Annotated in this window: 22 protein-coding genes and 2 pseudogenes; 10 read left to right on the top strand and 14 right to left on the bottom strand. The window is 55.9% G+C overall.

The window, feature by feature from the left end; genetic code table 11:
- Nucleotides 1-1,113: biotin/lipoyl-containing protein (locus IP81_RS14845; RefSeq protein WP_157573260.1), on the top strand; the 1,113-nt coding region annotated here is incomplete at its 5' end.
- A 218-nt stretch (nt 1,114-1,331) separates the two neighbouring features.
- Here IP81_RS14845 and IP81_RS21690 read toward each other — a convergent pair.
- The 4 genes and pseudogenes from IP81_RS21690 to IP81_RS14830 form a co-directional block, all read right to left on the bottom strand.
- A pseudogene (locus IP81_RS21690) lies at nt 1,332-1,442 on the bottom strand (transposase); the annotation flags it as partial.
- Nucleotides 1,443-1,685: 243 nt separating this feature from the next.
- On the bottom strand, nt 1,686-1,994 hold the full coding sequence (locus IP81_RS14840; protein ID WP_054108797.1) for a hypothetical protein: 309 nt from the start codon (nt 1,992-1,994) through the stop codon (nt 1,686-1,688).
- Nucleotides 1,994-3,193, bottom strand: coding sequence for a molybdopterin-dependent oxidoreductase (locus IP81_RS14835; protein ID WP_054108796.1), 1,200 nt, complete (start codon nt 3,191-3,193; stop codon nt 1,994-1,996). Before IP81_RS14835 ends, IP81_RS14840 begins: the two co-directional genes overlap by 1 nt.
- Before the next feature lie 133 nt (nt 3,194-3,326).
- Entirely contained in the window at nt 3,327-4,121 is a 795-nt protein-coding gene (locus tag IP81_RS14830) for a helix-turn-helix domain-containing protein (protein ID WP_054108795.1), read from the bottom strand.
- Between the two features lie 209 nt (nt 4,122-4,330).
- On the opposite strand from IP81_RS14830, the gene IP81_RS14825 reads away from it, so the two are divergent.
- Entirely contained in the window at nt 4,331-5,287 is a 957-nt protein-coding gene (locus IP81_RS14825) for a fumarylacetoacetate hydrolase family protein (RefSeq protein WP_197274652.1), read from the top strand.
- An 8-nt stretch (nt 5,288-5,295) separates the two neighbouring features.
- On the opposite strand, the gene IP81_RS14820 is transcribed toward IP81_RS14825, so the two are convergent.
- From IP81_RS14820 to IP81_RS14810, 3 genes are read right to left on the bottom strand one after another with little or no spacing between them, the layout of a single operon-like run.
- The gene (locus IP81_RS14820) at nt 5,296-6,288 is read right to left on the bottom strand and encodes an Ldh family oxidoreductase (protein WP_054108793.1); all 993 of its coding nucleotides are present in this window, start codon (nt 6,286-6,288) and stop codon (nt 5,296-5,298) included.
- Between the two features lie 16 nt (nt 6,289-6,304).
- Entirely contained in the window at nt 6,305-7,486 is a 1,182-nt protein-coding gene (locus IP81_RS14815) for a UxaA family hydrolase (protein ID WP_054108792.1), read from the bottom strand.
- 2 nt (nt 7,487-7,488) lie between these two features.
- On the bottom strand, nt 7,489-7,776 hold the full coding sequence (locus tag IP81_RS14810) for a UxaA family hydrolase (RefSeq protein ID WP_304437631.1): 288 nt from the start codon (nt 7,774-7,776) through the stop codon (nt 7,489-7,491).
- A gap of 1,096 nt (nt 7,777-8,872) precedes the next feature.
- Between IP81_RS14810 and IP81_RS14800 the strand changes: the two genes are divergently transcribed.
- The 3 genes from IP81_RS14800 to IP81_RS14790 all read left to right on the top strand — a co-directional run bounded on the left by IP81_RS14800 (nt 8,873) and on the right by IP81_RS14790 (nt 11,378).
- Nucleotides 8,873-9,658 carry an SDR family NAD(P)-dependent oxidoreductase gene (locus IP81_RS14800; RefSeq protein ID WP_054108789.1) on the top strand — a complete coding sequence of 262 codons (786 nt, stop codon included), beginning with the start codon at nt 8,873-8,875 and terminating at the stop codon, nt 9,656-9,658.
- 49 nt (nt 9,659-9,707) lie between these two features.
- Complete coding sequence (locus IP81_RS14795) at nt 9,708-10,766, top strand: amidohydrolase family protein (protein WP_054108788.1); 1,059 nt, start codon at nt 9,708-9,710, stop codon at nt 10,764-10,766.
- Between the two features lie 216 nt (nt 10,767-10,982).
- A complete protein-coding gene (locus IP81_RS14790) occupies nt 10,983-11,378 on the top strand; it encodes a MoaF N-terminal domain-containing protein (protein ID WP_054108787.1) in 396 nt (131 codons plus the stop codon).
- Between the two features lie 140 nt (nt 11,379-11,518).
- Here IP81_RS14790 and IP81_RS14785 read toward each other — a convergent pair whose 3' ends face one another.
- The gene (locus IP81_RS14785; RefSeq protein ID WP_054108786.1) at nt 11,519-11,707 is read right to left on the bottom strand and encodes a hypothetical protein; all 189 of its coding nucleotides are present in this window, start codon (nt 11,705-11,707) and stop codon (nt 11,519-11,521) included.
- Between the two features lie 28 nt (nt 11,708-11,735).
- The gene (locus IP81_RS14780) at nt 11,736-12,095 is read right to left on the bottom strand and encodes a hypothetical protein (protein ID WP_054108785.1); all 360 of its coding nucleotides are present in this window, start codon (nt 12,093-12,095) and stop codon (nt 11,736-11,738) included.
- Nucleotides 12,096-12,574: 479 nt separating this feature from the next.
- Here IP81_RS14780 and katG point away from each other — a divergent pair, with 479 nt between their 5' ends.
- Nucleotides 12,575-14,794 carry a catalase/peroxidase HPI gene (gene katG / locus IP81_RS14775; protein WP_054108784.1) on the top strand — a complete coding sequence of 740 codons (2,220 nt, stop codon included), beginning with the start codon at nt 12,575-12,577 and terminating at the stop codon, nt 14,792-14,794.
- Between the two features lie 80 nt (nt 14,795-14,874).
- Entirely contained in the window at nt 14,875-15,366 is a 492-nt protein-coding gene (locus IP81_RS14770) for an asparaginase domain-containing protein (RefSeq protein ID WP_054108783.1), read from the top strand.
- Here the strand turns inward: IP81_RS14770 and IP81_RS14765 are convergent.
- From IP81_RS14765 to IP81_RS14755, 3 genes are all read right to left on the bottom strand, one after another.
- Nucleotides 15,363-15,734 (bottom strand): type II toxin-antitoxin system VapC family toxin, encoded by a 372-nt coding sequence (locus IP81_RS14765; RefSeq protein ID WP_054108782.1) that lies wholly within the window; start codon nt 15,732-15,734, stop codon nt 15,363-15,365. The two genes, IP81_RS14770 and IP81_RS14765, sit on opposite strands and share 4 nt — an antisense overlap.
- A 10-nt stretch (nt 15,735-15,744) precedes the next feature.
- Nucleotides 15,745-16,035 carry a type II toxin-antitoxin system Phd/YefM family antitoxin gene (locus tag IP81_RS14760; protein WP_054108781.1) on the bottom strand — a complete coding sequence of 97 codons (291 nt, stop codon included), beginning with the start codon at nt 16,033-16,035 and terminating at the stop codon, nt 15,745-15,747.
- Nucleotides 16,036-16,430: 395 nt separating this feature from the next.
- Complete coding sequence (locus IP81_RS14755; RefSeq protein WP_197274651.1) at nt 16,431-16,964, bottom strand: hypothetical protein; 534 nt, start codon at nt 16,962-16,964, stop codon at nt 16,431-16,433.
- 46 nt (nt 16,965-17,010) lie between these two features.
- Between IP81_RS14755 and IP81_RS14750 the strand changes: the two genes are divergently transcribed.
- Nucleotides 17,011-17,391, top strand: a complete 381-nt coding sequence (locus IP81_RS14750; RefSeq protein ID WP_054108780.1) for a hypothetical protein — start codon at nt 17,011-17,013, stop codon at nt 17,389-17,391.
- 159 nt (nt 17,392-17,550) lie between these two features.
- On the opposite strand, the gene IP81_RS14745 is transcribed toward IP81_RS14750, so the two are convergent.
- Complete coding sequence (locus tag IP81_RS14745; RefSeq protein WP_054108779.1) at nt 17,551-18,396, bottom strand: hypothetical protein; 846 nt, start codon at nt 18,394-18,396, stop codon at nt 17,551-17,553.
- A 161-nt stretch (nt 18,397-18,557) separates the two neighbouring features.
- Between IP81_RS14745 and IP81_RS14740 the strand changes: the two genes are divergently transcribed.
- Nucleotides 18,558-20,285, top strand: coding sequence for a hypothetical protein (locus IP81_RS14740; protein WP_054108778.1), 1,728 nt, complete (start codon nt 18,558-18,560; stop codon nt 20,283-20,285).
- Between the two features lie 80 nt (nt 20,286-20,365).
- On the top strand, nt 20,366-21,676 hold the full coding sequence (locus IP81_RS14735; protein ID WP_054108777.1) for a hypothetical protein: 1,311 nt from the start codon (nt 20,366-20,368) through the stop codon (nt 21,674-21,676).
- 527 nt (nt 21,677-22,203) lie between these two features.
- Here the strand turns inward: IP81_RS14735 and IP81_RS20490 are convergent.
- A pseudogene (locus tag IP81_RS20490) lies at nt 22,204-23,439 on the bottom strand (hypothetical protein); the annotation flags it as partial.

The following is a 23,439-nucleotide window of genomic DNA, read 5'->3' as shown; positions in this document are numbered from 1 at the left end:
GAGGCGGTGTGCGGCGCGGCGGTGCGCGCGGCCCAGGCGGTCGATTATGAAGGCGCAGGCACGATCGAATTCATCGCCGATGGCAGCGAAGGCCTGCGCGCTGATCGCATCTGGTTCATGGAAATGAATACGCGGTTGCAGGTGGAACACCCCGTCACCGAGGAAATCACCGGCGTCGATCTGGTCGAATGGCAATTGCGCGTGGCGAGCGGCGAGCCTTTGCCCAAGCGGCAGGACGAGCTTTCGATTAACGGTTGGGCGATGGAAGCGCGGCTCTATGCCGAAGATGCGACCAAGGGCTTTTTGCCAAGCATCGGGCGGGTTAGCGAGTTCCACTTCCCGCAAGACAACGCGCGGATCGATACCGGCGTGGAGCCGGGCGCAGAGATATCGACGTTTTATGATCCGATGATCGCCAAAGTGATCGTGCACCGCGAAACGCGTGACGAGGCGATTGCGGGCCTGCGCGATACCTTGGCCCAAGGCATTGTCGGGCCGCTGATTTCGAATAGCGGTTTCTTGTGGCGTTTGCTGGGGCAGGACGCCTTTGGCGCAGGCGTGGTTGATACCGGGCTGATCGAACGCAATCTGGAAGTGCTGGCCACGCGGCCCGAACCTTCGGCAGAAGGGCTGGGGCGGGCCGCGTTGCGGCTTGCCGGAACGCCGGGCGATGCGCCATGGTCGCGCCAATCAGGGCTACGGCTCAACGCGGCTCCCCGCCGCGCGGTCTTGCTGGCGGACCAGTTCGGGCGTCAGTTCGCGGCAGTTTTGGGCGATGAACCGGCGGTGGACCAGTCGCCTGCCTTGCGTGAAACCACCATCAATGAAGGCGGCGAACAGTTTGTGCTGCGCTTTGCCCGCACCGATGGCGGCGGCGCAGGCGCGGCATCGGATGGCGCGATCCTCTCGCCCATGCCGGGTAAAGTGATCTCGGTCGATGTGACGGCAGGCCAGGCGGTGACCAAGGGCCAGAAGCTGCTGGTGCTGGAAGCGATGAAGATGGAACACGCACTGACCGCGCCCTTTGATGGAACGGTTGCAGAATTGAACGCCGTGGCGGGCGCGCAAGTGCAGGTTGAGGCGCTGCTCGTGAAGATTGCGAAGGCGGGCTGAACCAGCGGTTGAAGTTTGGTCCCGGGGATTGATGGTGCATTATCCATGCAGGAATGGAAGGATGCGCTATGGGCCAAGTTTTACACGGGAGCACCAGCACGACAGCGGCAATCTCCGCGACCAGACAGCCAAATAATCCCGCTGCACCTCCAGTTGCCCGATCATGGCGTGCAGCTTTTCCACCTCGCTCTCGCTGACAACCCTGGCAACATTGCCCGGTGCACGCCATGCTTGGCGGCCGGCTCTGCGAGTGTCAGATCGCCCCGGATTGCCTCACGCGCCACCTTGGCATTGAAATCGGCGCTGTAGCGCTTTCTCGTCGTTTTCATTCACATGCCATTCCATCAGGTCAGGATTAGCTTAGCATCCTGTCCAGACAAACCGCACCACCTCAAGCCATTGCAGGTCGAACACTCCGAACGGATCTGTGCCGAAAACAACGGTCCGTTTGGTGGCGGTGCTCTGGGCGTGCCGTCTGATGGTGCAGTGATTGATCGCTGATCTCGGGCCTGATCTGCAAATGACAAAGGGGGGAGCACAATCGCTTCCCGCCGCTTTTATCGATTTGGCACTTAGCCAAATTTGCGGGCAAGCGCAGATGCAATCGCATCTGCATCGGCAGGCTCAAGTGGCGCTTTGTAGACATTGACCATCTTGGCCACCGAATCCTTCCAGAACTGCGCGCCTTTGCCGCGTGGCTGGGTGGTGATGTATTCCAGCGAATGGCAGGTGGAGCAGGCATTGACCACTGGCTCACCTTCGGCGTCGGCCAGATCAACTGGCACACTTTCTTCCGGAAGCGCAAACGTCACAGGCTTTGCGGCCAATGCTGTTGAAAGCAGCGCGGCAGACGCGATCAATGCGATGGATGCTTTGCGCATTATGCTGCCTCCAGATGCGTCGTTTCCACAGCATTGTGCATGTAACCTGCGGGTTGCCAGCGGGCTTCAAGGGGCTGTGTCTCGCCATCGTGGGTATAGGCGCGAACTTTGATCGCATGTACGCCTTTGGGCAGGGTTACGCCCAGACGCCATTCGCGGAAGGAATAGCGCCCGGCATCCTCTCCCAATTGCGCATCCAGCCAGTTCTGTCCGCCATCGATAGACACCGCCAACCGGGCAATGTTCGATCCGCCGCTGAATGCGATGCCACGCAATTCGGTCAAGCGCCCTGCCGCCACTTTGGCGCCATCTGTGTGGCTGGTGATGAACGAGCGGACGTTGAAACGGCCAATGGGTTTGGTTTTGTCAGGCTTTTGGCCGGGGACCAGGCAATTGCAGTCATTGTCGGGAATGCGGTAGGCCGTCTTCATCCAATAGCCATCGAACTGGGCATCCACGACGTTGATTTCGTTGAGGTGCTTTACCCAATAGGTGCCGAAGTGGCCGGGCACGACCAGCCGCAGCGGATAGCCATTCAGGAACGGCAGGTCCGCCCCGTTCATCGCAAAGGCCACCATCACTTCGCCATCGCGCGCATGATCGAGGTCGAGCGCTTTGACGAAATCGGGGATGGTATCCAGCGCCGGATTGTCGAGCCCGTTGAAAGTCACCTGACGCGCGCCTTCACGCACGCCCGCCTTGTCGAGCAGTGCGCGCAGCGGAACGCCGCGCCAACGCGCATTGCCCATCGCCCCGTTGCCAAGCTGCCCTCCGCCGACGCGCGGATTCACAAAGCCACGGCTGTTGCCCGAACATTGGTTGACCGCGACGATCTCGGTCACGGGAAAATCGCGCTTGAGTTTGGCGAGCGAAAGCTCCAGCGGCTTTTCCACGTGCCCGCCAATCGATAAGCGAAAATTGGCCGGATCGATTACGGTCGGCAAACCGGACAAGTGATAGCGCACAAAGAACGCATCGTTGGGCGTAATCAGCCCTTCGTTGAACACTTCGAACGGCGTTTCCAGCTGTGGTGGGCGTGATGTCAGCAAGATCATCGGACGCTTCTGCGGCATTTTCACCAGTGGCCGCGCGCCATTGCCAAAGGGCAAAGTGACCGATTTGGCTGCACCCAGTGCGGGGCCAGCCAGCAACGACAGACCTGCTCCTGAAATAAAGTGCCGGCGATCGAACGTGGTCATGTCGTCTCCTGAAGAATATCGCGCATCCACCCGCCGGAAAAATCTTGTATCAGCAAGGATTTAGTTGTTCGATTCTGACATTTTCTCCAACCCATCCCCACAGGGATGCAAATGTCACAATCGAACCACTAGCTTAAACCAAACGGCCTCCGTCATTCCCGGGGCGGTTCAATGTGGCTAGTTCGCTTTCGACGCTCTCAATCATTTCCTTGAGCATGGAAAGATATCTCTGCGCCGCTTGGTCGACTGTAAGGGCGCGCCGGAAAAAAATCATACTTACTGCTATTATTGGCTTTCCATTTTGTCTGACTGGAAGCGCGATCGAGAAAGTTTGAGGCTCGTATCCGCCGACACGAAATGCGTATCCGCGGTTTCGCATATTAGTGATCATTCCGTCGATCGCTCCAGGAGTTGCGGCTATCCGAGCGTCGCATTCCCATCGGCGGGTCGCCTCAGAAATTACCAGTTCTCGGTCTGCGTCGCTCAGCGTTGCGACAATTGCTCTTCCACCTGCTGAACCCAATATGGGCAGGCAGGTTCCTGGATCGGTCTGGAAAGGGCACATGGGAGAAACGGCAGTCGTAGATCCCCTGACAATGCTCGCGCCATTAGAAATTTCGTGTATATCAATTGGCCAGTGCACCTCATTGGTCAACGTTTCCGTCAGCGGCTCAATAAGTTCAATTGCTCGGGTAACATCATTGTAACCCGATCCGAGTTCGGTCGCCGCTGCTGTCAGGGAAACTAAACCCGATCGGGGGATTCGGCGGGCGATCCCGGATTCCACTAAAGTCTGGATCATCCTATGAACTGTCGCACGGGAAAGCCCGGTCGCTGCGGCTAGATCGACAACCGACGAGACGTGCTTTTGATTGAGGGCACGAAGCACATCTATCCCGCGGGACAGCGCTCTAATTTCCTTGATCATCTCGTTGCCCTTGTTTGGTCGCCTAATCGGCGTCGTTTACGGAGCGTGGCAGCAATTCGCCCATCGGTGGCTTCAAAAGGGTCGCATTTTTTTCGGTTCACAGCGCGCCCGACAGAACCAGACACGATTGCTCCTCGCTGTTTTCCTGTGCAATGCAAGGCTATAGGTGCCGCGGCGCAGCAAGAAAAGTGGGGCGGAACAGCATGAAATTGGTCACCATCGCGCGGGACAACGGCGTAACTGGCGCGCTCATTGCGGACGAGGTGCTCGACTTTGGGTTGGCCCAGCAGACGCTCGCCGAGGTCGGCCCAATTCATACTGATATGCGTGTATTGGTTGGTGGTGAAGGATTGGAAGTAGCGCGCAGACTTGTGGAATCGATTGAACAGGGCAGCGATGGCCAGCGGCAGCGGTTGCGTGAGAGCGGAGCGTTGAAAGCTCGGCCCTCGGTTAAACTTCTTGCGCCTTCGCCAAAGCCAGCTGTTTTCTTTGCCCATGGTCAAGCCTATCACAGCCATGCCCGAGACTGGAATGCCGATGCGCCGCGGGAGAAGCCTGCTCACCCACCGGTTGGCTTTCTCAAGGCGCAGTCGAGCATCATTGGCCCGGACGAAGCGATCTGTATTCCGCGAGCTGCGCCGGACCACGTGGATTTCGAGGGCGAATTTTCCGTTGTTTTCGGTCGGCCCTGCTATCGTGTCAGTCGGCATGAAGCGATGGACTATATCATGGGTTACACGATCGTGAACGATGTGTCGGCGCGGGACTGGGTCCTCAAGATGATTGATCCCGAAAACAAGATCGGTGCGAACCAGTTGCGCGGGCTCAATTCTATGTTCAAAAGCTTCCCAACGTTCGCACCAATGGGGCCCCACATCGTCACTGTGGACGAAATTGCGGATTATCGTGATGTGCGGTTGGTTAGCCGCCTGAACGGTGAGGTGTTTCAGGACGCGATGTTGGGCGAACTGATCTGGGATTTGCCCGAATTGATCGAATATTATTCCAGCTGCACTGCTTTCAAACCTGGCGATATCATGACCACCGGCACGCCTGGCGGTGTCGGAGCGGGCCGGAAGCCGCCTGTTTTCTTGAAGCCGGGCGATGTCGTTTCGATCTCCGCCACGTCGCTTGGCGAACTTGTAAACCCCGTCATCGCTGAGTAGCGGCAACGTTACATGCATTGAAGGTTCGCCACCGCAGAATCGGACAAATCCAGACCGTCGGCCTCTGCCCTGCATAGGGCTTCGGCGCGGCTCTGGCCTGGTATCCTCACTCCATCCATCTCACTCATCATGTTAAGAAAATCCGCAATATGAGAGAGGGCGGCTGTTCCGCCGAACGCGAAGGGGTCAATGGCAAGAAGGAGTTGGCCTGTCCCCGGTGGCGGGCCTTCCGCATCTAAGAACGATGATGCTTTGACGCCGAAATTCGCGTTACAGAGACCCGCAGCAAGAATCTCGACCATCAACGCGAGCACTGCTCCCTTAGCCTCTCCTGCGGGTGCCATTGTCCCACCCAGAGCATCCCTGGGGTTGGTTGTCGGCCGTCCAGCCGCGTCGAACGCCCAGTCTGATGGGATGGAGCGACCTTCGTTCTGCGCAGCTACGATCTTCCCTCGTGCAACCTTTGATAGCGATAGGTCGATGACTAGCGGGACTCCGCTGGCATGCGGGCATGCGAACGCGATTGGGTTGGTGCCGAACATTGGACGGCTACCGCCCCACGGTGCCATGGCCGCTGGCGTATTGGCGAACATCAGCGCGATTAACCCTTGTTCCGCCAGTGCCCGCACCGGAAGTCCAGCGGCGCCGCAATGATGAGAACGGGTGATTGCGACCGCTCCAATACCTGCATCCTTCGCGAGCTCGGGCAACAGTTTTACCGCCAGATCCAGAGCAGGATAGGCAAAACCGTTGGCGGCATCAATGACGGCAGAGCCTGACCGGGTCCTTGTCGCGGTAGGAACGGCTGCGCCGTCAACTTTGCCTGCGCGAACCTGGGCACCGTAGGCATGCAATCGGACTAGCCCATGGCCAGTTTGTCCCATCGCCTCGGCTGCTACAAGTGCCATCGCGACGCTCGCAGCGTTTGCCGGTGAAGCGCCGGCGCTGATAAGCGCCGACGCCGCACGTTCGCGCAGGTCATTTAATTGGAATCGCTGCATGCGCTTATCCAGACGACTAAGCGCTACGGTAGAGCTTGGTCATCACGAACTCGCGATGGCCTAGCGCTTCTGCCGCTGTGAAGCGACCGTTAGCGGTCCGGACGCATAGCTCGATGAGCTTATCCCCCGCCTCGGGAAGCGTGAGATCGCGGCGCAGTACGCCAGATACATCAATATCGACGTGCTCAGCCATGGTACGAACGGTCCGCGGATTACCGGTAATCTTAATCACCGGGACGATAGGGTTGCCAATGATGTTCCCCTGCCCCGTGGGAAATAGGTGCAGCACATACCCAGCAGCTGCCATCAGCGTCACGCATTCTGCCGCAGCGGACGAGGTGTCCATAAAATAGAGACCCGCCCCTTTGCTGGGAGCTTCCGCAGGCTCGAGCGCATCGAGATAACGGCATTTCTTGCCGATCTTTTCAAGATTGCCGAGTGCCTTCTCCTCGATCGTTGTGAGGCCGCCCGCAATGTTACCTTTTGTCGGCTGAGAGTCTGACAGGTCGTCAGTCTTGTGGGCCATGATGACATCGTCCTGGTACGACTGCCACATCTTATACCACTTTTCCCCTACTTCGGGAGAGATCGCTCGCTCCCTAGCAAGGTGCTCCGCTCCGGTGATCTCCGAGGTTTCGCCGAAGCAACCATAGAGGCCGAGCGGTATCAGCTTGTCATAGAGATTTCCTACGGTCGGGCAGGAGGCCAGACCGGTGGTCGTGTCGGACTCGCCGCATTTGGCGGAAATCCACAGTTCACTGAGCTTGGCCGTCTCGCGCGGCAGCTCGCTTGCCCACTGGACATAGTCCTTGGCAACACGGGAAGCCTTTGCAATCGTCATGATGTCGCCAGTGCCCTCGATGCCAAAACCCGTCACCGGTTTGCCAGTAGCAGCGATCCCATCAACGACGCGTTTGGTCCACTGATCCTCGATGCCGATGACAACCACCGCCGCGACATTGGGATTGCTGCCGGTGCCGATCAGGGTGCGGAAGTGCAGCTCGAGATCTTCGCCGAACTGAAGGCGTCCATAGGCGTGCGGTATGGCCATGGTGCCCTTGATGTTGTTGGCGACGGCCTCGCAAGCCGCGTTGGAAAGGTCATCGAGAGGCAGGATGATGACATGATTGCGCACACCCATGCGGCCGTTCTCACGCCGCCAGCCCTGAAATTCGAGGTCTGTATAATCTTGACTCATGATCACCACCGCTTCGTTTTGACATTGTGTGTATGGACGTGCTCGCCCTTGCGAATTGCGGCCACCGCCTTGCCGATGTCCTGACCATATTTGATAATGGTTTCGCCATCCGCGATGTCACGCAGCGCGATCTTGTGGCCGATAGGTACAGCCTGCAGCACATCAATCCGAATGCTGGAATTGTCTTCGGTAATGACCGCAAGGACATCGTTGTCCGCGACCAAATCTTCGACCACGACGACGCCGACCATATCTTTGTGGTCGTGGACAAGTAGTTTGGGCTGTTCCAATTTCATCTCCCTAGAAAGCCAACTCATTTAAATGACATAGGAGTGAGCATCCTAACCGACTATGGTGTTCACTCCTGTCGTTCACTGTGCGAACCGAACGATCTATTTGTGGCTGCAGCATTCCTGTAGCTTCCAGCAGGCGGGAATAGAGGCCTCGTGGTTCGGCCCAGGGTAATGCCTTGGATCTTGACGTTTGGTGCCCTCCATCGCCAAAGTCCTCAAGGTATTAGGAGAGATCTTGTCCCGCCTTCCTCCCAAAGCTTGTTTGCGGGCGTCAGCTTGCGTCGCCTCGTCTAGGACCGCGAGCTTCTCTTCGTCGCTTCCGTGCTGGAGTCTTTCCACCCCTATGACTGCTCCGACTTCTCGGCGGGCGCCTTCTTTCCGGTCAGAGTCCGATGACCATTTTCCTTTTGGCACCTCACCGAGCATAGGAAAAACCAATAGTCTTTAATTGGTAAAAACAGTTGCTCGCATTTGCAGGCGTCGTGTAAAAAATTTGCAACAGCAGCCAAGGTGAGTTCCTTGGGGTTGATTGATATTGAGGTGGCGCTTCGCAATCAAACTGATTGGCAAATGAGAGTCAGGAAAATAGAATTATGATTGATGCGTCAAATTGCATCCTTGGCCTGATGAAATTCGCATCAGGGTTATGTAAGATAGGTCATTTTTCTAATTGCGGATTTCCCCAAAGGCTTCTCATTAGTTTCAATGCATAAGGCAATAGCCACTGCATGACTGGGTGAAGTGGAATTGTCGTCGCGATATCGGTGCAAGTGTCTAAAACGACATCCTACGCGTCATTTGCACCTCTTTGCTTTTCAGTTTGCTATGGTCCGGAGCCGCCGCCGCCGAAAGCTTATGTTTAGGAAAATTCATGAAATCCCTTTTTCGCAAGATAGTCAGGCGACACAACAGCGGCGGTCGCTCGATTATTATCCCGCACTGGTGCGAAGCACGCCCGAAGCATCCAAGGAAATAGGGCTCGAACGCCTCCGCCACCGTTCACTCCTGCGACAGAGCGCGTAGGATTTGTTCACGATAGCAAGGTCGAGCGCTTTATGTCGCGCGTGCTGGATGGTCTTTCGGAGACACACTGATGTCGGAAAATTTGAAGCGCTATTTCGGGATGGAGGGCAAATCGGTCCTAATCACTGGTGCGACGCGCGGGATCGGTCTTGCAATGGCAGAGGCGTTCGTCGATGCCGGCGCCAATGTTATCGTGTCTAGCGACGAGGCCGGCGAATGTGATGCGGTAGCCGAACGCCTCGCCCGCCACGGGCCCAAGGTTATTGGTGTGGCCTGTGATGTGCGGTCTCCGGCGGAGCTCGAGACCTTAGTCTCGCATACAAATGCAGCGCTAGGGCCGATTGATGTGCTTATTTGTAATGCTGGCGTTTGCCCTCATTTCGGTCCAATGGGCGAAGCCGACGACGACGCCTACGACCAGACATTTGCAGTCAACCTCCAGCACCCACTCCGCCTTACGGGGCTCGTTGCGCCACAGATGGCGGAACGTCGACAGGGACGGATCGTCCTGACCTCTTCCATCGCTGGTCTGCGTGGCAACAAGTCAGTCGGCCTCTACGGTTTGACTAAGGCAGCGCTAGCACAACTTGCCCGGAACCTTGCGGTGGAATGGGGACCGTATGGTGTTACGGCAAATGTCATTTCTCCCGGGTTGATCGCAACGGCGTGGGCATCGGGCATCCTGACAGATCCCGAAGCGTCGCAAAAGAGGCTGCAGAGTACGCCGCTGCGCCGGGTTGGCGAGCCTTGGGAGGTTGCAGCAGCGGCTCTGTTCCTGGCGTCCCCAGGAGCTGGCTTTGTCTCAGGACATAATCTCATAGTGGATGGCGGCACGCTCGTCAGCGATGGTAACTAGACAAGGGGGCGATTTCAGTGGCCTGCCGAGCGATCACCAAAAGGATGTCATGAGTTCGACCATAACCCTCTGCGGCAATCAACGCGCAAGACCTGTTCGCGTAAGCGGTCAGACCCTTGTCGTCGATATTCACGCCCATCTCGGCGTCCCCGGCGCTATTCGGATAGTCGGATCGGAGAACGCTGGACCGCCACCTGACATAGCGAATTTCTCGACGCCAGAAACCGATGCTGTGAATGGCCGCCAGTTTGCTGCAATCGCTCCGAAACTATGCGCCGTAGAGCAGCGCCTTGCGGATATGGATCGACTCGGCGTGGACGTGCAGGCTCTGTCACCCAACCCCGGACAGTATTATTATCATCTCGACGCTGAAATTGGTCGAGATGCAGCAAGGCTAATCAACGAAACCGTTGCGGAGGCTGTCGCCACACACCCGGATCGCCTAGTCGGCATGGGCACGGTGCCAATGCAAAATGTGGAATTTGCAATCACGGAGATGCGGCGGTGCATCAACACCCTGGATTTTCGGGGAATTGAAATCAGCACCAATGTCAATGGAATAGATCTTGACGATCCGATTTTTAGACCTTTTTGGGCGGAAGCAGAAAAATTGGGCGTCCTTGTTTTCTTGCACCCCATCGGATTTAGTCATGGCGAACGAATGAAGCGCTATTACTTCAATAACATTATCGGTAATCCACTCGAGTCCACGTTGGCGATCGGCCACTTAATTTTTGGGGGTGTGCTTGATAACTTCCCAGGCCTCCGTATCTGCGTCGCTCACGGTGGGGGCTACTTGCCCGGCTACTGGGGCAGAATGGATCATGGCTGGCGCAACCGAAGCGATTGCAGCGCCGGATGCCTTCATGTGCCATCGAGCTACTTGCGCAGGATATGGTTCGATACACTGGTGTTCGATCAGGACCAACTCGATAACTTGATACACGCATATGGCGCCGACCGGCTTTGTATGGGGAGCGACTATCCATTCGATATGGCGGAGCCGGACCCGGTTGGCTTTCATGCACGGCTAGGCGAAGGTTACCGCAAGAAGATTTTGGGGCTTAATGCGGCTGAACTACTCGGCCTGCGTGTCAAAGAAAAATAGTTTTATTTAACGTCCAATATATGATATTTTTCGACCAGATATTAGTTGAAAAATAGCGAAGCTTATATTGAAACATAATAAATAAAAGACAAGAGGAGATTGAAGATGCGCATAAATAGATCCGTATTAATGGCATTGTCCATATGCGTTGCTTTTCCCACAGTTTCATGCGCCACAATACCGAACGATAATTTGGTCACTGAACCGAATCGTGGCATGGTCACCGGCAAGCCGGAAATAAACACCGTCCCCAATCAAATTGCGCCCGGATCCCGGCCGGATGAGATCGGGGAGAACTCGACTCAGGAACTCGACGGTCATCAATTCGAATATCAATACCCCACGGGTCGCCGCTACCGTATCCGCTTTTATGATGACCGATTGAGTTTTCAGCTTCTCGGCGAGTCAAATAACCCAGTTCGCGCTTTACCTTACCGCGCCCAAAAGGTCCGCCCTGGCTTGTACCTGGTTCACTGGATGATACCTGGCCGGACAGGACACGTTGCGCTCGTGATTGATATACCTCGTGGCAAGGTCCACGTCGGCGCCCTTATGCCGGGCCAACAAGAGTTATTCGACGAGGCGAGGATTGAGAAGCACGTAAAATATTAATTGAAACGCGAAACAATGGCCCATCACTATGGTAATGGGCCATTGTTTTGAAATATCCAGGCCAGCAGATTTAATGATAGGTGGAGTTTCCATTATCCACCAACATAGGGACAAAATGAGAATTTGTTAAATATTCGAAATTATTCTTCGGGTGGTTGGCTTATTTTTGATTTTTCGCAATCGATTTTTTGCGCCTTATAATAAAGCTGGACACTCGCAAAAACCGGGTAATTCTGATGCTCCCCGTCGTTTACAGGCGTGTTGTTGATCCGTTCCGGGGTCGTTTCGGTCGCTTCCACTCGTTTTGCGCGGGTTTCAGGCAGGGTCATCCCATGCTTTGGCGGCGTTCGTGGAAGATCAGCCTGTTGAAGTTGTAGGCCAAGTTGCAAAGGGCGAGTTTCGCTTCGGCACGGGCTTAGCCTTGGGTTTGCGCCGGTGAATTCGGGACGTGAGCATACGATCAGACAACCACTTCTCGTTGCGCTTTGAGCGATAGGCGCTGTCTGCCCAGACTTCGGAGCCGGCGTTGTCCGTGCTGACGACCTGCCGGAGAAGACGCCCATCGGCGGCTAAAGCCGAGGTGACCGTCATCTCCCGGATGAAGCCGAAGCACCGGTCGATGCTGATGTCCGACTTGTATCCGAAGACCGGAAGGGCAATCATGGGCAACGGCGTTCGATCCCCGCGATAGCGTACCTTGCCGCCAATCTTGAGCATCCAGCAGCCTCGCTCGGCGGTGTCGTAACCGCATTGCCCACAATCATGCCGACCGTCCGCGCGAGGCGATTTGCAGCATCATCGGGCACCGGTTCGCGCGGATACCCATGTCAGCGCGTCCTTTTACGGCTTCGTATGCTTAGAGCGCTTTTCAACCAATCTGGGTCACCGTGATTGTAGCAAGGCGCTCTAATACTCTGCACAAAAGTAAATATGAGAGCTGATATTGCACATTTCAGTCTGTGTATTGCGGCGACGAGCCCTCGCTTTTGCCCGTCCGCCGTCCGAGAGGACAGCGTTTGCCCGCTTCATTCGCCCAAAAGTTGCGCCGCTCTATCGGAAATATTACGCAATTTTGGCATATTGAACGCTTTTGTCGATTACTGTGATGGGTTAAACCCGTTGGGCAGCGCTGAACCTGTGATCTACCCAATTGTTGTGCCTGATCGAGATTGGGTGAGAACAAGAGGAGAGATGAAATGACAATCCGCAGGATCGCTTTGATTGCGCTGATGGCGGCGGCCTCGCCGCTGGCCGTTGCAGGCTCGGCCCATGCCGATACCGCCACCGAAAGCCCCGCAGCCAAAGAGTGGTGGCCCAAAAGCGTTGATCTGACCGCGCTGCGCCAGAACGAGGCGAAGGCCAATCCTTATGGGCCGGACTTCGACTACGCCAAAGAATTCGCCTCGCTCGATCTGGAGGCTGTGAAGGCCGATATCCGCAAAGTGCTGAAGACATCGCAAGCGTGGTGGCCAGCCGACTATGGCCATTACGGCCCGTTCTTTGTCCGCATGGCATGGCACAGCGCAGGCACCTATCGCACCGGTGACGGGCGCGGCGGTTCCGATGGCGGTGAACTGCGCTTCGAACCGCTCAATTCCTGGCCCGATAACGTCAACTTGGACAAGGCCCGCCGCCTCGTCTGGCCGATCAAGCAGAAGTATGGCCGCAAGCTTTCATGGGGCGATCTGATGGTGCTTTCGAGCAATGTCGCCATGGAAGACATGGGCTTCAAGACATTGGGCTTTGCAGGAGGCCGCATTGATGCCTGGCAGCCTGATCTGGTATTCTGGGGCCCTGAAACCAAGCTGCTTGAAGACAAGCGCCGTGATGCCAAAGGCAATCTGAAGGGGCCGCTGGCTGCAACGCAGATGGGCTTGATCTATGTGAACCCCGAAGGCCCGAACGGCGTGCCCGATCCACTGGCAGCCGCCAATGACATCCGCCGTGCATTCAGCGCGATGGCGATGAGCGACGAGGAATCCGCAGCCTTGATCGCGGGTGGCCACACCTTCGGCAAGGCGCATGGCGCGCACAAGCCTGAGGAATGCGTTGCGGCTGATCCCGGCACCGCAAAGATCGAACAGCAAGGCCTTGGCTGGGCCAACAAGTGCGGCAAGGGCAATGCTGAAGACACCGTCACCAGCGGTCTTGAAGGGGCATGGTCGGCCAATCCCATCGCCTTCACCACGCAATATCTCGATAACCTCTATGGCTTTGAATGGGTGAAGACCAAAAGCCCGGCCGGCGCGACACAGTGGATTCCGAAGGACCCTGCGGCGGCAACGCTGGTGCCTGATGCGCATCGCCCCGATGTGCGCCACGCGCCGATCATGTTCACCACCGACATCGCGATGCGCGAAGACCCCGGTTTCCGCAAGATCACGCAAGGTTGGCAGAAGAATCCGCAAGCCTTCGCCGATGCCTTTGCCCGCGCGTGGTTCAAACTGACTCACCGCGATATGGGGCCGCAAGCGCGCTACATTGGCAAGGACGTGCCGACCGTGACCATGACGTGGCAGGACCCGCTGCCTAAGGCGGACTATGCCGCGATCGGCAATGATGATGTGGTGCAACTGAAAAGCAGCATCCTTTCGTCTGGCCTGACCACAGCGGAACTGGTCCGCACCGCATGGGCATCGGCCTCCAGCTTCCGCTCCACCGATATGCGCGGCGGTGCCAACGGCGCACGTCTGCGTCTGGCTCCGCAAAAGGACTGGGCGGTCAATGATCCGGCAGAAGTTGCCAAAGTGACCGCAAAGCTGGAAGCGATCCGCACCGCGTTCAACAAGGGCGCGACCGGCGGCAAGAAAGTCAGCCTTGCCGATCTGATCGTGCTTGGCGGCAATGCGGCGATCGAACAGGCAGCAAAGGCGGCAGGCCAAGACGTGAGCGTTCCGTTTGCACCGGGCCGCGTCGATGCCACACAGGCGCAAACCGACGTCACATCGTTCAATTACCTGCAACCCAAGGCGGATGGCTTCCGCAATTACTTTGCCGGAGACGACTATAAGGGTCCGGTCGAAGCCTTGGTGGACAAGGCCGACATGCTCGGCCTGACGGTGCCTGAAACCACTGTGCTGCTGGGCGGTATGCGCGTGCTGGGTGCCAACGCTGGCGGATCATCCGCAGGCGTGTTCACCAGCCGTCCTGGCACGTTGACCAATGACTTCTTCACCAACCTGCTGTCGATGGACACGGTTTGGGCAAAGTCTGCGGCCAATCCGGCGGTCTATGAAGGCAAGGATCGCACCAGCGGTGCGGCCAAGTGGACAGCCACCCCGGTCGATCTGGTGTTCGGTTCCAATTCGGAACTGCGCGCTGTGGCCGAAGTCTATGCCTCGGACGACGCCAAGGCAAAGTTCACCGCCGATTTCGTGGCGGCTTGGACCAAAGTGATGAACGCCGACCGCTTCTGAGAAGTGGTATAAAGTGCGGCGGCAGGGTCATTTGCCCTGCCGCCGTTGCTGTGTGCGGGTGGCCCCGCTAAAGCCCTGCCATGCAACAACAACCCATCCTTGTGCTGACCACCGGCGGCACTATCGACAAGGCCTATTTCGACGCGCTGAGCGAATACCAGATCGTCGAAAGCGGCATTCCGGCGGTATTGGAACAAGCGCGCGTCGCCCTGCCGGTCAGGGTGATGGAACTGATGCGCAAGGACAGCCTCGAACTGATCGACGCTGACCGCGATCTGATCGCCGCTGCCGTACGTGAAGCGCCCGAAACCCGTGTGGTGATCACGCATGGCACCGATACGATGACCGACACCGCCAAGACCTTGGCCGACATTGCAGGCAAGACCATCGTGCTGACCGGCGCGATTTCGCCCGCGCGCTTTGCCGAGACCGACGCCCCGTTCAACCTCGGCATGGCGTTTGCCACCGCGCAAGTCGCCGCCCCCGGCGTATGGATCGCGATGAGCGGGCAGGTGTTTGACGGGCTGAAAGTGCGCAAGGACCGCGCTGCGGGGAAGTTCATGGCGGTTTAGAGAAAAGGCACTGGATAGCGACGGATGATTTCATCTGCGGTGATAACCGTCATGGCGGTTGAAAGCGCATGAGCGATTAGCAAGCGGTCTAGCGGATCACGGTGTATGTCAGGCAACACTTCAACATAGCGCCAAACGTCGGACGGCAAATCAGCAAGTTCGAAGCCTACAAGCTCGCGTAGCGTTTCGACTGACTCATCAATGGGAATGCGGCGAGTCTTTTGGAGATGTGCAAGTTCATATGCATTCACGGCGCTGAGCACGATGTCATTCTCGGGATCTGCAAGCGCCGTGCGCTGTGCGCCCGTAAGCCTGCGATCATTCATCACGATCCAGACGAGAATGTGGGTATCGATCAGAAGCCGCATGTCGCCAAGATCACTTAAGCTTGCGGGCTATCCGGGCTTGGTAGTCCTCGTTCGTCATCGATAAGGGCACATCAAAAGCCTCCGGCGGATGGTCCTTGTACTTTTCCGCAAGACAGCCAAACGCAGCGCGCCGTTTTGCCGCGCGCGAATCGCGTGCCATCGCCATCGCTTCAGGGGTGGGAACAAGTGTCGCGAACGGAACGCCCGCCTTGTTAACAATCACTTCTTCCCCACGCGCGGCGGCTGCCAAAAGCTCTGACAGCCGCGTTTTCGCCTCGCCGATGTTGACGTGAATGGTCATGCCGCAAAAATGCCTTGGCCAAGCAGCTTGGTCAAGGGGCTGCGCCTACTCCCATTTCATAATTTAGCAATTATTTTCTCTTATAAATCAATGGCTTACTCGGCATAAATTCCAGTGTGTAACATTTGTGTAAATACCTAAAATCTAACGTGTTGAATTTTCAGTGTTTTTTCAATGAAAATATTTTTTGACCTTACACGGTGTGCAACAAGGCGTACCACTCAGTCGCAGTAGTTCAAAACCCAAATTTTTCCTCATTTTAACAGGAGCTTATGTGAAACTTCGGCACCTCAAATAGTGCCTGTGCAAGTTCGTCCGAACTCGAAGTTGCACAGACCTTACTCAAAATGTGAAACTTTTTGAGTCCCTAGACAAGGGCAGAGTGGCTACGCCGCTCAGGCCTTAGATGCCTTACTCATAGCGGCCACCACAGCACCATCGAGTTCGCCACTTTCTGTGGCAGCCTTGAAGGCCTCAAGCACCTTGGCGACTTCGTCCAGCTTGGCCACGAATACCGCGTTGCTCTTGCCATTGATGGTGAGCACCCGAGCGCCATAGCGGCATTGCACATACCAGCCGTTGTCCTGCTGAAAGAACCACGGGCGAACGCGCTTTTTGATGTCCACCTGCACCCGCTCACCAGCCTCATTTTTCCGCCAACGGGTTACTTCCGTTACGTAGTGCCCGCCACAGAGCATGGCATCGAGAGCAAAATGCTGTTCAGCGATGCCTGCCAACAGCTTTTCGCGCCGCGCAATCACTGGGTCTGTGTGGTTGATGCGCTGCACGGTCTTGAGGTTCAATTTTGCAAGAAATGACATATCGTTCTCCATCTGTTCACGAAGCATCGATGCTGCCAAGGCATTGTTATGTCTACCTGAATTCTCCAGATTTTTTGTCTGATGTGAAAAGAGATATCTGCTGGTCAACGGTACAGCCTTGGAATAGCATCTACCCAAACGATGGCGGACGATCATGGAATTGGATATTTACTACAGGCTCTTGCCCAATGCGGCTGCGGTGGATGCGACACGCGCGTTGGAAGCGTTCTGTAACCCGAGTACCGGGCTTAAAGCCTATTCCACGGCCAAGCACACCGCCGACTTTCGCGTAAGGTTGTGGCCCCGAGGCCGCGTCATGCTCACAGCGTATTACCAATCACGTGCACAACTCTTCCTATGCCAAGCCTATTGCCTACCCCACACTGCGATCTCCATGGGCATACCTGCTGACAGGGTGAAAGGTTCAAATTCACCCCTGCGTTCTGAGATTCGCCTTACCGCGGATGAATACGTCACTCACCTTCAGGCGCTCACCATGGCTGCTGCGGCCAGTTGGCAGGCTGAAACCGGTTAAACGTGGCGGCGCTGTGCGGCGCAATCAGTCGCGCAACTTGAGACACTCAAGATGTGAATGTGCCGAAACTGCCCGACGAGCCCCGTGCAAATGCAGCTGGGGCTTATGCGCTGCTATAACGAACGCGCTGAAACCGCTGGCACGAGGGGATTCGACGCTTTACGCGGCTTCGTCGCGGGGGTCGTACCGCTGAGGCGGCAAGGAGTAATCGGGAAACCGTCCTTCGCCAACGTGGTAGAGCAGGCGGCAAGCCTGATCGAAACTCTCGCTCATGTTCCGGCTTGCGGCTTCATGCGAGACGTTGCGCAACCCTCGACTGATAATCAGCCTGTCTGCAATCTTGAAAAAGATGTCGTAGAGGCGGATTTCTCTCGCCCGCAAGGCCTCGGCATGAGCCATTACGGCACGATAAATTTCAAGTTTGTTATGCAGGCTTGATACCGTGTAGCGCCCTTGGTGCAGTGCATATTTGCGAGAAAGCTCGGGGTATCTGCTTTGGAGCGAACGTCTCTTTTGCGTGAACATGTCCTCAACCTCATTGAGCATGTCCGCAATGTTGCCGTCTATGGGCAAATAAACTAGCAGGCCATCGCCAAGGGCGCGTTTCTTCGTGTCATGACCTACCTCGATTGCGTGTGATTCATCCTCGTAAAGGTCGTAAAATAGATCCTCACCTTTCCGGTCCCACCAGGAAGTGAAATCATCCTCCTCCTTGATATCAAATTCGCAAATGATCCGGCGCGACTTAAATTTATCTATATGATTCAACGCAGAAATGTATTTAGGTAGTTCACGCATGTATGCGAACCAGTAGAAATAGACATTGCCCGTATATGGTTCGTGATCGGGCCCCAGTGCCTTGTTGCCGAATGGTCCACGCGGGTCCGCTTTGCCAATGGGGAGCGGCCCGACAGCCTGCGGCTGGTGCTGCTCGGGCAACGCTACGTCGTCAGGAAGCCCGAGACGATGGCGTTCAGCCCGCTCCATCGCACTCATCTGGCTCATAGGCTTCCTTCCAGAAATTCAATGTCGGTCAAGCGTCAGCGCCCTTTGACCGAGGGTGTGCTTTGATGATTCGCTGCGTGAAGTAAAATAGATGAACTCCCGCCAGCAGATGCCTGCTTGGTGCATACCACAAAGGTGTGCTCTGCAGAGGAGTACCAATAATGAACACTGCTGAAAACATCTTGCCGCCCCAGCCACCGACTGTTGACCAACTCAATGGCCTGATCGTTGCTGCTCAAACTGAATATGCCAATTACAAGTCCAGCGCGATGAAGTCCGCCGCAAATGCGTACCTCGTTTGGTATCATGGCGAGTCACTGCACGCTGAAACCTACATGCGCACGTGGCTCATGGAACAAATCAAAAACTGCAACTCGCTGATTGACGCTCACAATACGGCTGTGGAAACCCGCCGTAACCGTGCCAAGCAATACGCGAAAAACACGATGAACGAAAATCCCTCGGCGACAGAAAAGGAGAATCTAATCGCCGATGGCAAATTGACGGCAGCGCAATGGGCTGCACTCAAGCAGGTCAAATTCGAGGCTCGTGATGGTTCAAGCAATTTCACGCGCATCGTAAAATTCGTCTTCGGCTTCAAGAAGCCTTCGGACGCATCACATGTCTCGCGCTATGCAAAGGTGCTGGAGTATATTGAGCAGCACAAGAACGAGCTGGGTTGCGACATTTCGGTTGGCACAATCGTTGCGCTTTTGACCGATGCGGGCGGGTTCGACGCAGCAATCGACAAGGTGCGTAACTCCGAAGCTGCAAACGACGACAATGTGCGTGAAGCCAAGCTCACCAAGATCAAGGAAGCCGTTGCCCTGGCGGATACAGGTCAGCTAGCCTTCAAGGCAAAGTTTGAGAAGGATGGCTACGTATTCCTCGTCGGTCGTCCTAATGGCGATCAGGTCACTGTTTGCGGTGAGCTGGCATTGAACGACAACGAGGCCGATGACATGCTGCTCAAAATCGACAGCACCGTCATCGGCAAGCCTTCGCCGATGGTCGATTTCGTTGCACGTGCGTTCAGCCTTGGCGAATTGGTGCGCGAGGGTCGCGACAGCAATATCAATGACACCGCCGGTACGGGCAAGAAGTTCAAGGTCGCGCGCAGCTTCTGTCTCGTCGGGCAGGCGGGGCGCACTGATCTATCCATCTCGGCGCGCTATACGGAAGCATCTGCTGTTATTCATGCCTATCCCAAGACGGGCGTAACAATTGGCTCTGTGCAACAGGGGCAGGCGCTGATGCTCAAGGCAGATGCAGGCCTGGAATTGGGCAAGCAACTGCGTGATCCAACAAAGCGTGTGTTTCTCGATTTGCAAGCAATGGAGGACATTGGAAGCGCGCCGGTTGTGTGGGAGGCAACGACTAAGCTGGGCGACAATGCAAAAACTTTGATCTTCGAGTGGCAGTCGCTGTTCACCGAGGCAAATCGTCCTGTCTCCGTGAAAGATAGTTACGATCCCGCCTCGACGATCACGTTGAAACAGGAACATCTGCGCGCGATCTTCAGCGAATACCTCTGCCAATGGAAGCGCACGAAAAAAGATGATTCGAAGGTCAAAAAGCAGCTGACCCTCTCATTCGACGGCAGCACGTTTACGGTTGGTCACGAAGCTTTCGGCCACAAGAATTTCGTGGTCGATGACAAGCTCAACGGTTCCGTCTCACTGCAAATGCGCCCGCGTGACATCGTCGACCTGTTTACAAAGCTGATCGAACTCGACGTCGATTGCTGCTCGATGAGCGCCGACCCTACTGGTCTACTGGCAGTTACGTGGGATGACGAGGTGGGTGACTACGCCGTCTATCTGCCTGCCATCCACGAGCTCGATGGTCTCAAAGACAAATGCATGAAGTACATTAAGGTCAGTAAGTAAGCACTTGCCGGGTGGCGCGCGGCTAAGCGCGCGTCACCCACCCCCTACATCTTGAGCAACTCAATATCTGGAGAAATTCAATGGACGCGATTTTCCATATCGGCGAAGCTATGCCCTATCCCAAGGTTCCCAATCACATTGTCGATGACCCCACCCCTCGTGATCAGGCAATCTATGTCCCGTCGATTTCGCCGGGTTTTGCCACAGCGGTTCATGAAGGGCAGTGGTCCCGCGCATTGCCCAAGGGCATTGCTGCAAGCGACCTGAACTTCCTTGACTCTGCAAATCCCTTGATGCGCCTAAGCCACGCCATGACCTCGGCGGGGCAAGCGTTGAATCAACGTAAACCCTGCATCATTACCGAGCGTGATCGTTCGGGTACGCTTATAATTGGTGACAGCGGCGGCTATCAAATTGCCACTGGCCGCTCTCATATCGACGGCATGCGTGATCGTTTGCGCATTTTGCGTTGGCTTGAAACGACGGCCGATGTTGCAATGACGCTGGATGTGCCAACGTTTCCGGTGATAAAGAACCCCGCGCAGTACCGCTTCAAGAGCACGGCGGAATGTCTGACGGAAACGCTAGATCACCTCAAGTTTTTCGCGGCAAATCGCAAGAACCCGCACACTCGTTTCCTTAACGTCCTTCAGGGCAACAATCAGGCAGAGGCCGACACGTGGTACGATCACGTTAAGACTTTTGATTTTGAAGGCTGGGCGTTTGGCGGCGTATTGCGCAACAATTTCAATGAGGTGTGCCGCCGCATCCTGATCATGGCCGACGAGGGGCAGCTCGACGGCAAGAACTGGATCCATGTGCTCGGCACTTGCGAACTGGATACGGCAGTTCTGCTGACTGCATTGCAGCGCGCCATCAATACCCACATCAACCCCAACCTGCGCATCAGCTATGATACCAGCAGCCCGTTCCGCATGCTTGCATTTAACTCGGTCTATACGCTGCCATCGTTCACGGCCAAGGAGTTGACCATGAGCACCAAGGCCACGCCTGACGACATGCGCTTCATCGGTTCGCCAGTGCGTTGGCCGTGGCCAAGCCCAATCGGTGATCGCATGACCATGGACGATTTCTGCGTTCCCGGCCATCGTCACACGCGTTATTATCGTGATCAGCTCAGCGAAACTCTTTTAGCGTATCATAACGTTGGCGCGTTGTGCTGGGGCATCACCACTGCAAACCGCGTGTTCGACGCGGAATGCATCAGTCACGATCATACAATCGGTTTGCCCGTTGGCGCAGCGGCAAAGGCGATTGGCGAGGTCATAGCATCTGGGTCGATGCAGACGCTTGCAAACTACGCGGGCACATTCGCAGCTCTGCGTCACGGCAAGGTGCCTGACGGCGGTGACGAGGAACGCATTTTCTAAACCATAACATAAGCCCCAACCGTGCAGCCGCCTACCGCTGCATCGTCACCTTGATGGCATGGCGTTCATATCCGAGCGCCATGCTATTTCTGTACGCGGGGACCGTGCAGCGTGTGCATTCTTTGAACGCCGATAGTGTCAAAGCAGTATTGTATGCTTGACAGGCAACTCATCGCTCTCAGGACCCAAAAAACTTTCGCTCGTTCCGGATAGGGTCGACAACTAATCCGACTGAGTGTCTTTGATTGAAAAATGATCGTTGGGTGTGACTATCTGTTCCGCTGAAAAAAGCGCCGAGCTTCTAGGGATGACAGCCCCTTTACGACGGCATGTTTCTTTACGCCGTCTGCCGCTCGCATGCCTTAACGTTCAGCTTCATCTGGTCCGAAATCAGCGTTGAATCATTGGCATAAATTCTTCGAAAGTTCTTTCGAAGGACATCAAAGTAGCTTGGCCTCATTAGGCAGATCAGATCAGCGGGAAGTGGCCGGGAGGCAAGGCTTTTGCTGTGCCCCCCGGCCGATAGTTCAGAGCAAAATGTCAACCGCCTGCAAGCTTGCAGGCCCGTTTTGCAACTCGATTACGAAATCAGCGGCGAGATCTTTATTCACATTCCCTTGGAGGAGCCCGTTGGCATAGCGCAATTGCCCGGGTGCAGTGAAATTGGCGCTACCGATAAAGCTGAATGCCTGATTACCACGCAAGACTGTATTGGCGTCGATGAGCGTAAGGTCGATACGATCCTGACCTCTGGTGAAGTCGCTTATGATATCGCGGGCTCCGGCATTGATACCGATTTCAGAGATAGCCGCATTGAATTGATAGATATCACTTCCGCCATCGCCGATTAGTAAATCGGCTCCGGCACCGCCGTTGAGAATATCGTTACCATCTCCGCCGATTAAGCGGTCATTGCCATCGTCCCCGAACAGCCGATCCGCTCCAGAACCGCCGGTGAGCACGTCGTCACCACCTGCCCCGCGTAACACATCATTGCCAGAGCCACCGGTGATCGCGTTGTTCAGGTTATTGCCTGTTCCCGAAAACCCTTTGGTGCCGGTAAATGTTAAGTTTTCAACATGTTGGGAAAGAGTGTAGGCCAACAGGGTTGTCCGGATTGTGTCATTTCCAGCGTTGGCGCTTTCAATGACCCGGTCCCTGACATTGTCCACGATGTAAAGATCGTCGCCCGTACCACCTATCATGGTATCAGCCCCGGCCCCACCGTCTAGAAGGTCGTTGCCCGAGCCGCCATCCAATAGATCATTACCAGCCAACCCATTAAGCGTATCGTCAGCGGATGTGCCAGTTAGCTTGTCATTGCCCTTCGTTCCGGCAGCAACAGCGATGTCATCATTAAGAATGGTGCCCATGGCAGAGGCAGTGCCCAGTTCCAAACCTTTGCTGGCATGGCTCAGCGTGACCTTGAAGCCCTCATCATTCTCGACAGAGGTGTCGCCCGCAACATTAATGGAGATGGTCTTGTGGCTCTCGCCAACGGCGAAACTTATCGTGCCAGTGGGCAGCACGGCACCAATGAAATCGGCTGCCGAAGCCGAATTAGCTCCGGAACCCGTTACAGCCCATTTTACAGTTTGCGCGGTGCTGTTGTCGCCCGTCCGGGTCACCGCGAAGGTGTATTTGGTAATCCCGTTTTGACCTTCTGCCTTGCTGGCAGAGATAGCAGCGATAGATACTGAGGCGTCATCGTTGACGTTGGTCACCGTGATGGCAACCGCTTTGGCGGTGCTGGGGAGGGTGCC

Source organism: Novosphingobium sp. AAP83, assembly GCF_001295795.1.
In the GTDB taxonomy this organism is placed as follows: domain Bacteria; phylum Pseudomonadota; class Alphaproteobacteria; order Sphingomonadales; family Sphingomonadaceae; genus Novosphingobium.
The sequence above is the reverse complement of the archived record's forward strand: the minus strand, read 5'-3'. Positions and strand labels throughout refer to the sequence as shown.

What these genes read in the sequence shown, in the direction of transcription:
- IP81_RS14740 (WP_054108778.1), top strand. Translation starts at nt 18,558, where the DNA reads ATGAACACTGCTGAAAACATCTTGCCGCCCCAGCCACCGACTGTTGAC.
- IP81_RS14795 (WP_054108788.1), top strand. Translation starts at nt 9,708, where the DNA reads ATGAGTTCGACCATAACCCTCTGCGGCAATCAACGCGCAAGACCTGTT.
- IP81_RS14840 (WP_054108797.1), bottom strand. Translation starts at nt 1,994, where the DNA reads ATGCGCAAAGCATCCATCGCATTGATCGCGTCTGCCGCGCTGCTTTCA.
- IP81_RS14760 (WP_054108781.1), bottom strand. Translation starts at nt 16,035, where the DNA reads ATGACCATTCACGTCAACATCGGCGAGGCGAAAACGCGGCTGTCAGAG.
- IP81_RS14765 (WP_054108782.1), bottom strand. Translation starts at nt 15,734, where the DNA reads ATGCGGCTTCTGATCGATACCCACATTCTCGTCTGGATCGTGATGAAT.
- IP81_RS14750 (WP_054108780.1), top strand. Translation starts at nt 17,011, where the DNA reads ATGGAATTGGATATTTACTACAGGCTCTTGCCCAATGCGGCTGCGGTG.
- IP81_RS14830 (WP_054108795.1), bottom strand. Translation starts at nt 4,121, where the DNA reads ATGATCAAGGAAATTAGAGCGCTGTCCCGCGGGATAGATGTGCTTCGT.
- IP81_RS14785 (WP_054108786.1), bottom strand. Translation starts at nt 11,707, where the DNA reads ATGACCCTGCCTGAAACCCGCGCAAAACGAGTGGAAGCGACCGAAACG.
- IP81_RS14780 (WP_054108785.1), bottom strand. Translation starts at nt 12,095, where the DNA reads ATGCTCAAGATTGGCGGCAAGGTACGCTATCGCGGGGATCGAACGCCG.
- IP81_RS14790 (WP_054108787.1), top strand. Translation starts at nt 10,983, where the DNA reads ATGGTCACCGGCAAGCCGGAAATAAACACCGTCCCCAATCAAATTGCG.
- IP81_RS14835 (WP_054108796.1), bottom strand. Translation starts at nt 3,193, where the DNA reads ATGACCACGTTCGATCGCCGGCACTTTATTTCAGGAGCAGGTCTGTCG.
- katG (WP_054108784.1), top strand. Translation starts at nt 12,575, where the DNA reads ATGACAATCCGCAGGATCGCTTTGATTGCGCTGATGGCGGCGGCCTCG.
- IP81_RS14770 (WP_054108783.1), top strand. Translation starts at nt 14,875, where the DNA reads ATGCAACAACAACCCATCCTTGTGCTGACCACCGGCGGCACTATCGAC.
- IP81_RS14800 (WP_054108789.1), top strand. Translation starts at nt 8,873, where the DNA reads ATGTCGGAAAATTTGAAGCGCTATTTCGGGATGGAGGGCAAATCGGTC.
- IP81_RS14820 (WP_054108793.1), bottom strand. Translation starts at nt 6,288, where the DNA reads ATGCAGCGATTCCAATTAAATGACCTGCGCGAACGTGCGGCGTCGGCG.
- IP81_RS14815 (WP_054108792.1), bottom strand. Translation starts at nt 7,486, where the DNA reads ATGAGTCAAGATTATACAGACCTCGAATTTCAGGGCTGGCGGCGTGAG.
- IP81_RS14745 (WP_054108779.1), bottom strand. Translation starts at nt 18,396, where the DNA reads ATGAGCCAGATGAGTGCGATGGAGCGGGCTGAACGCCATCGTCTCGGG.
- IP81_RS14735 (WP_054108777.1), top strand. Translation starts at nt 20,366, where the DNA reads ATGGACGCGATTTTCCATATCGGCGAAGCTATGCCCTATCCCAAGGTT.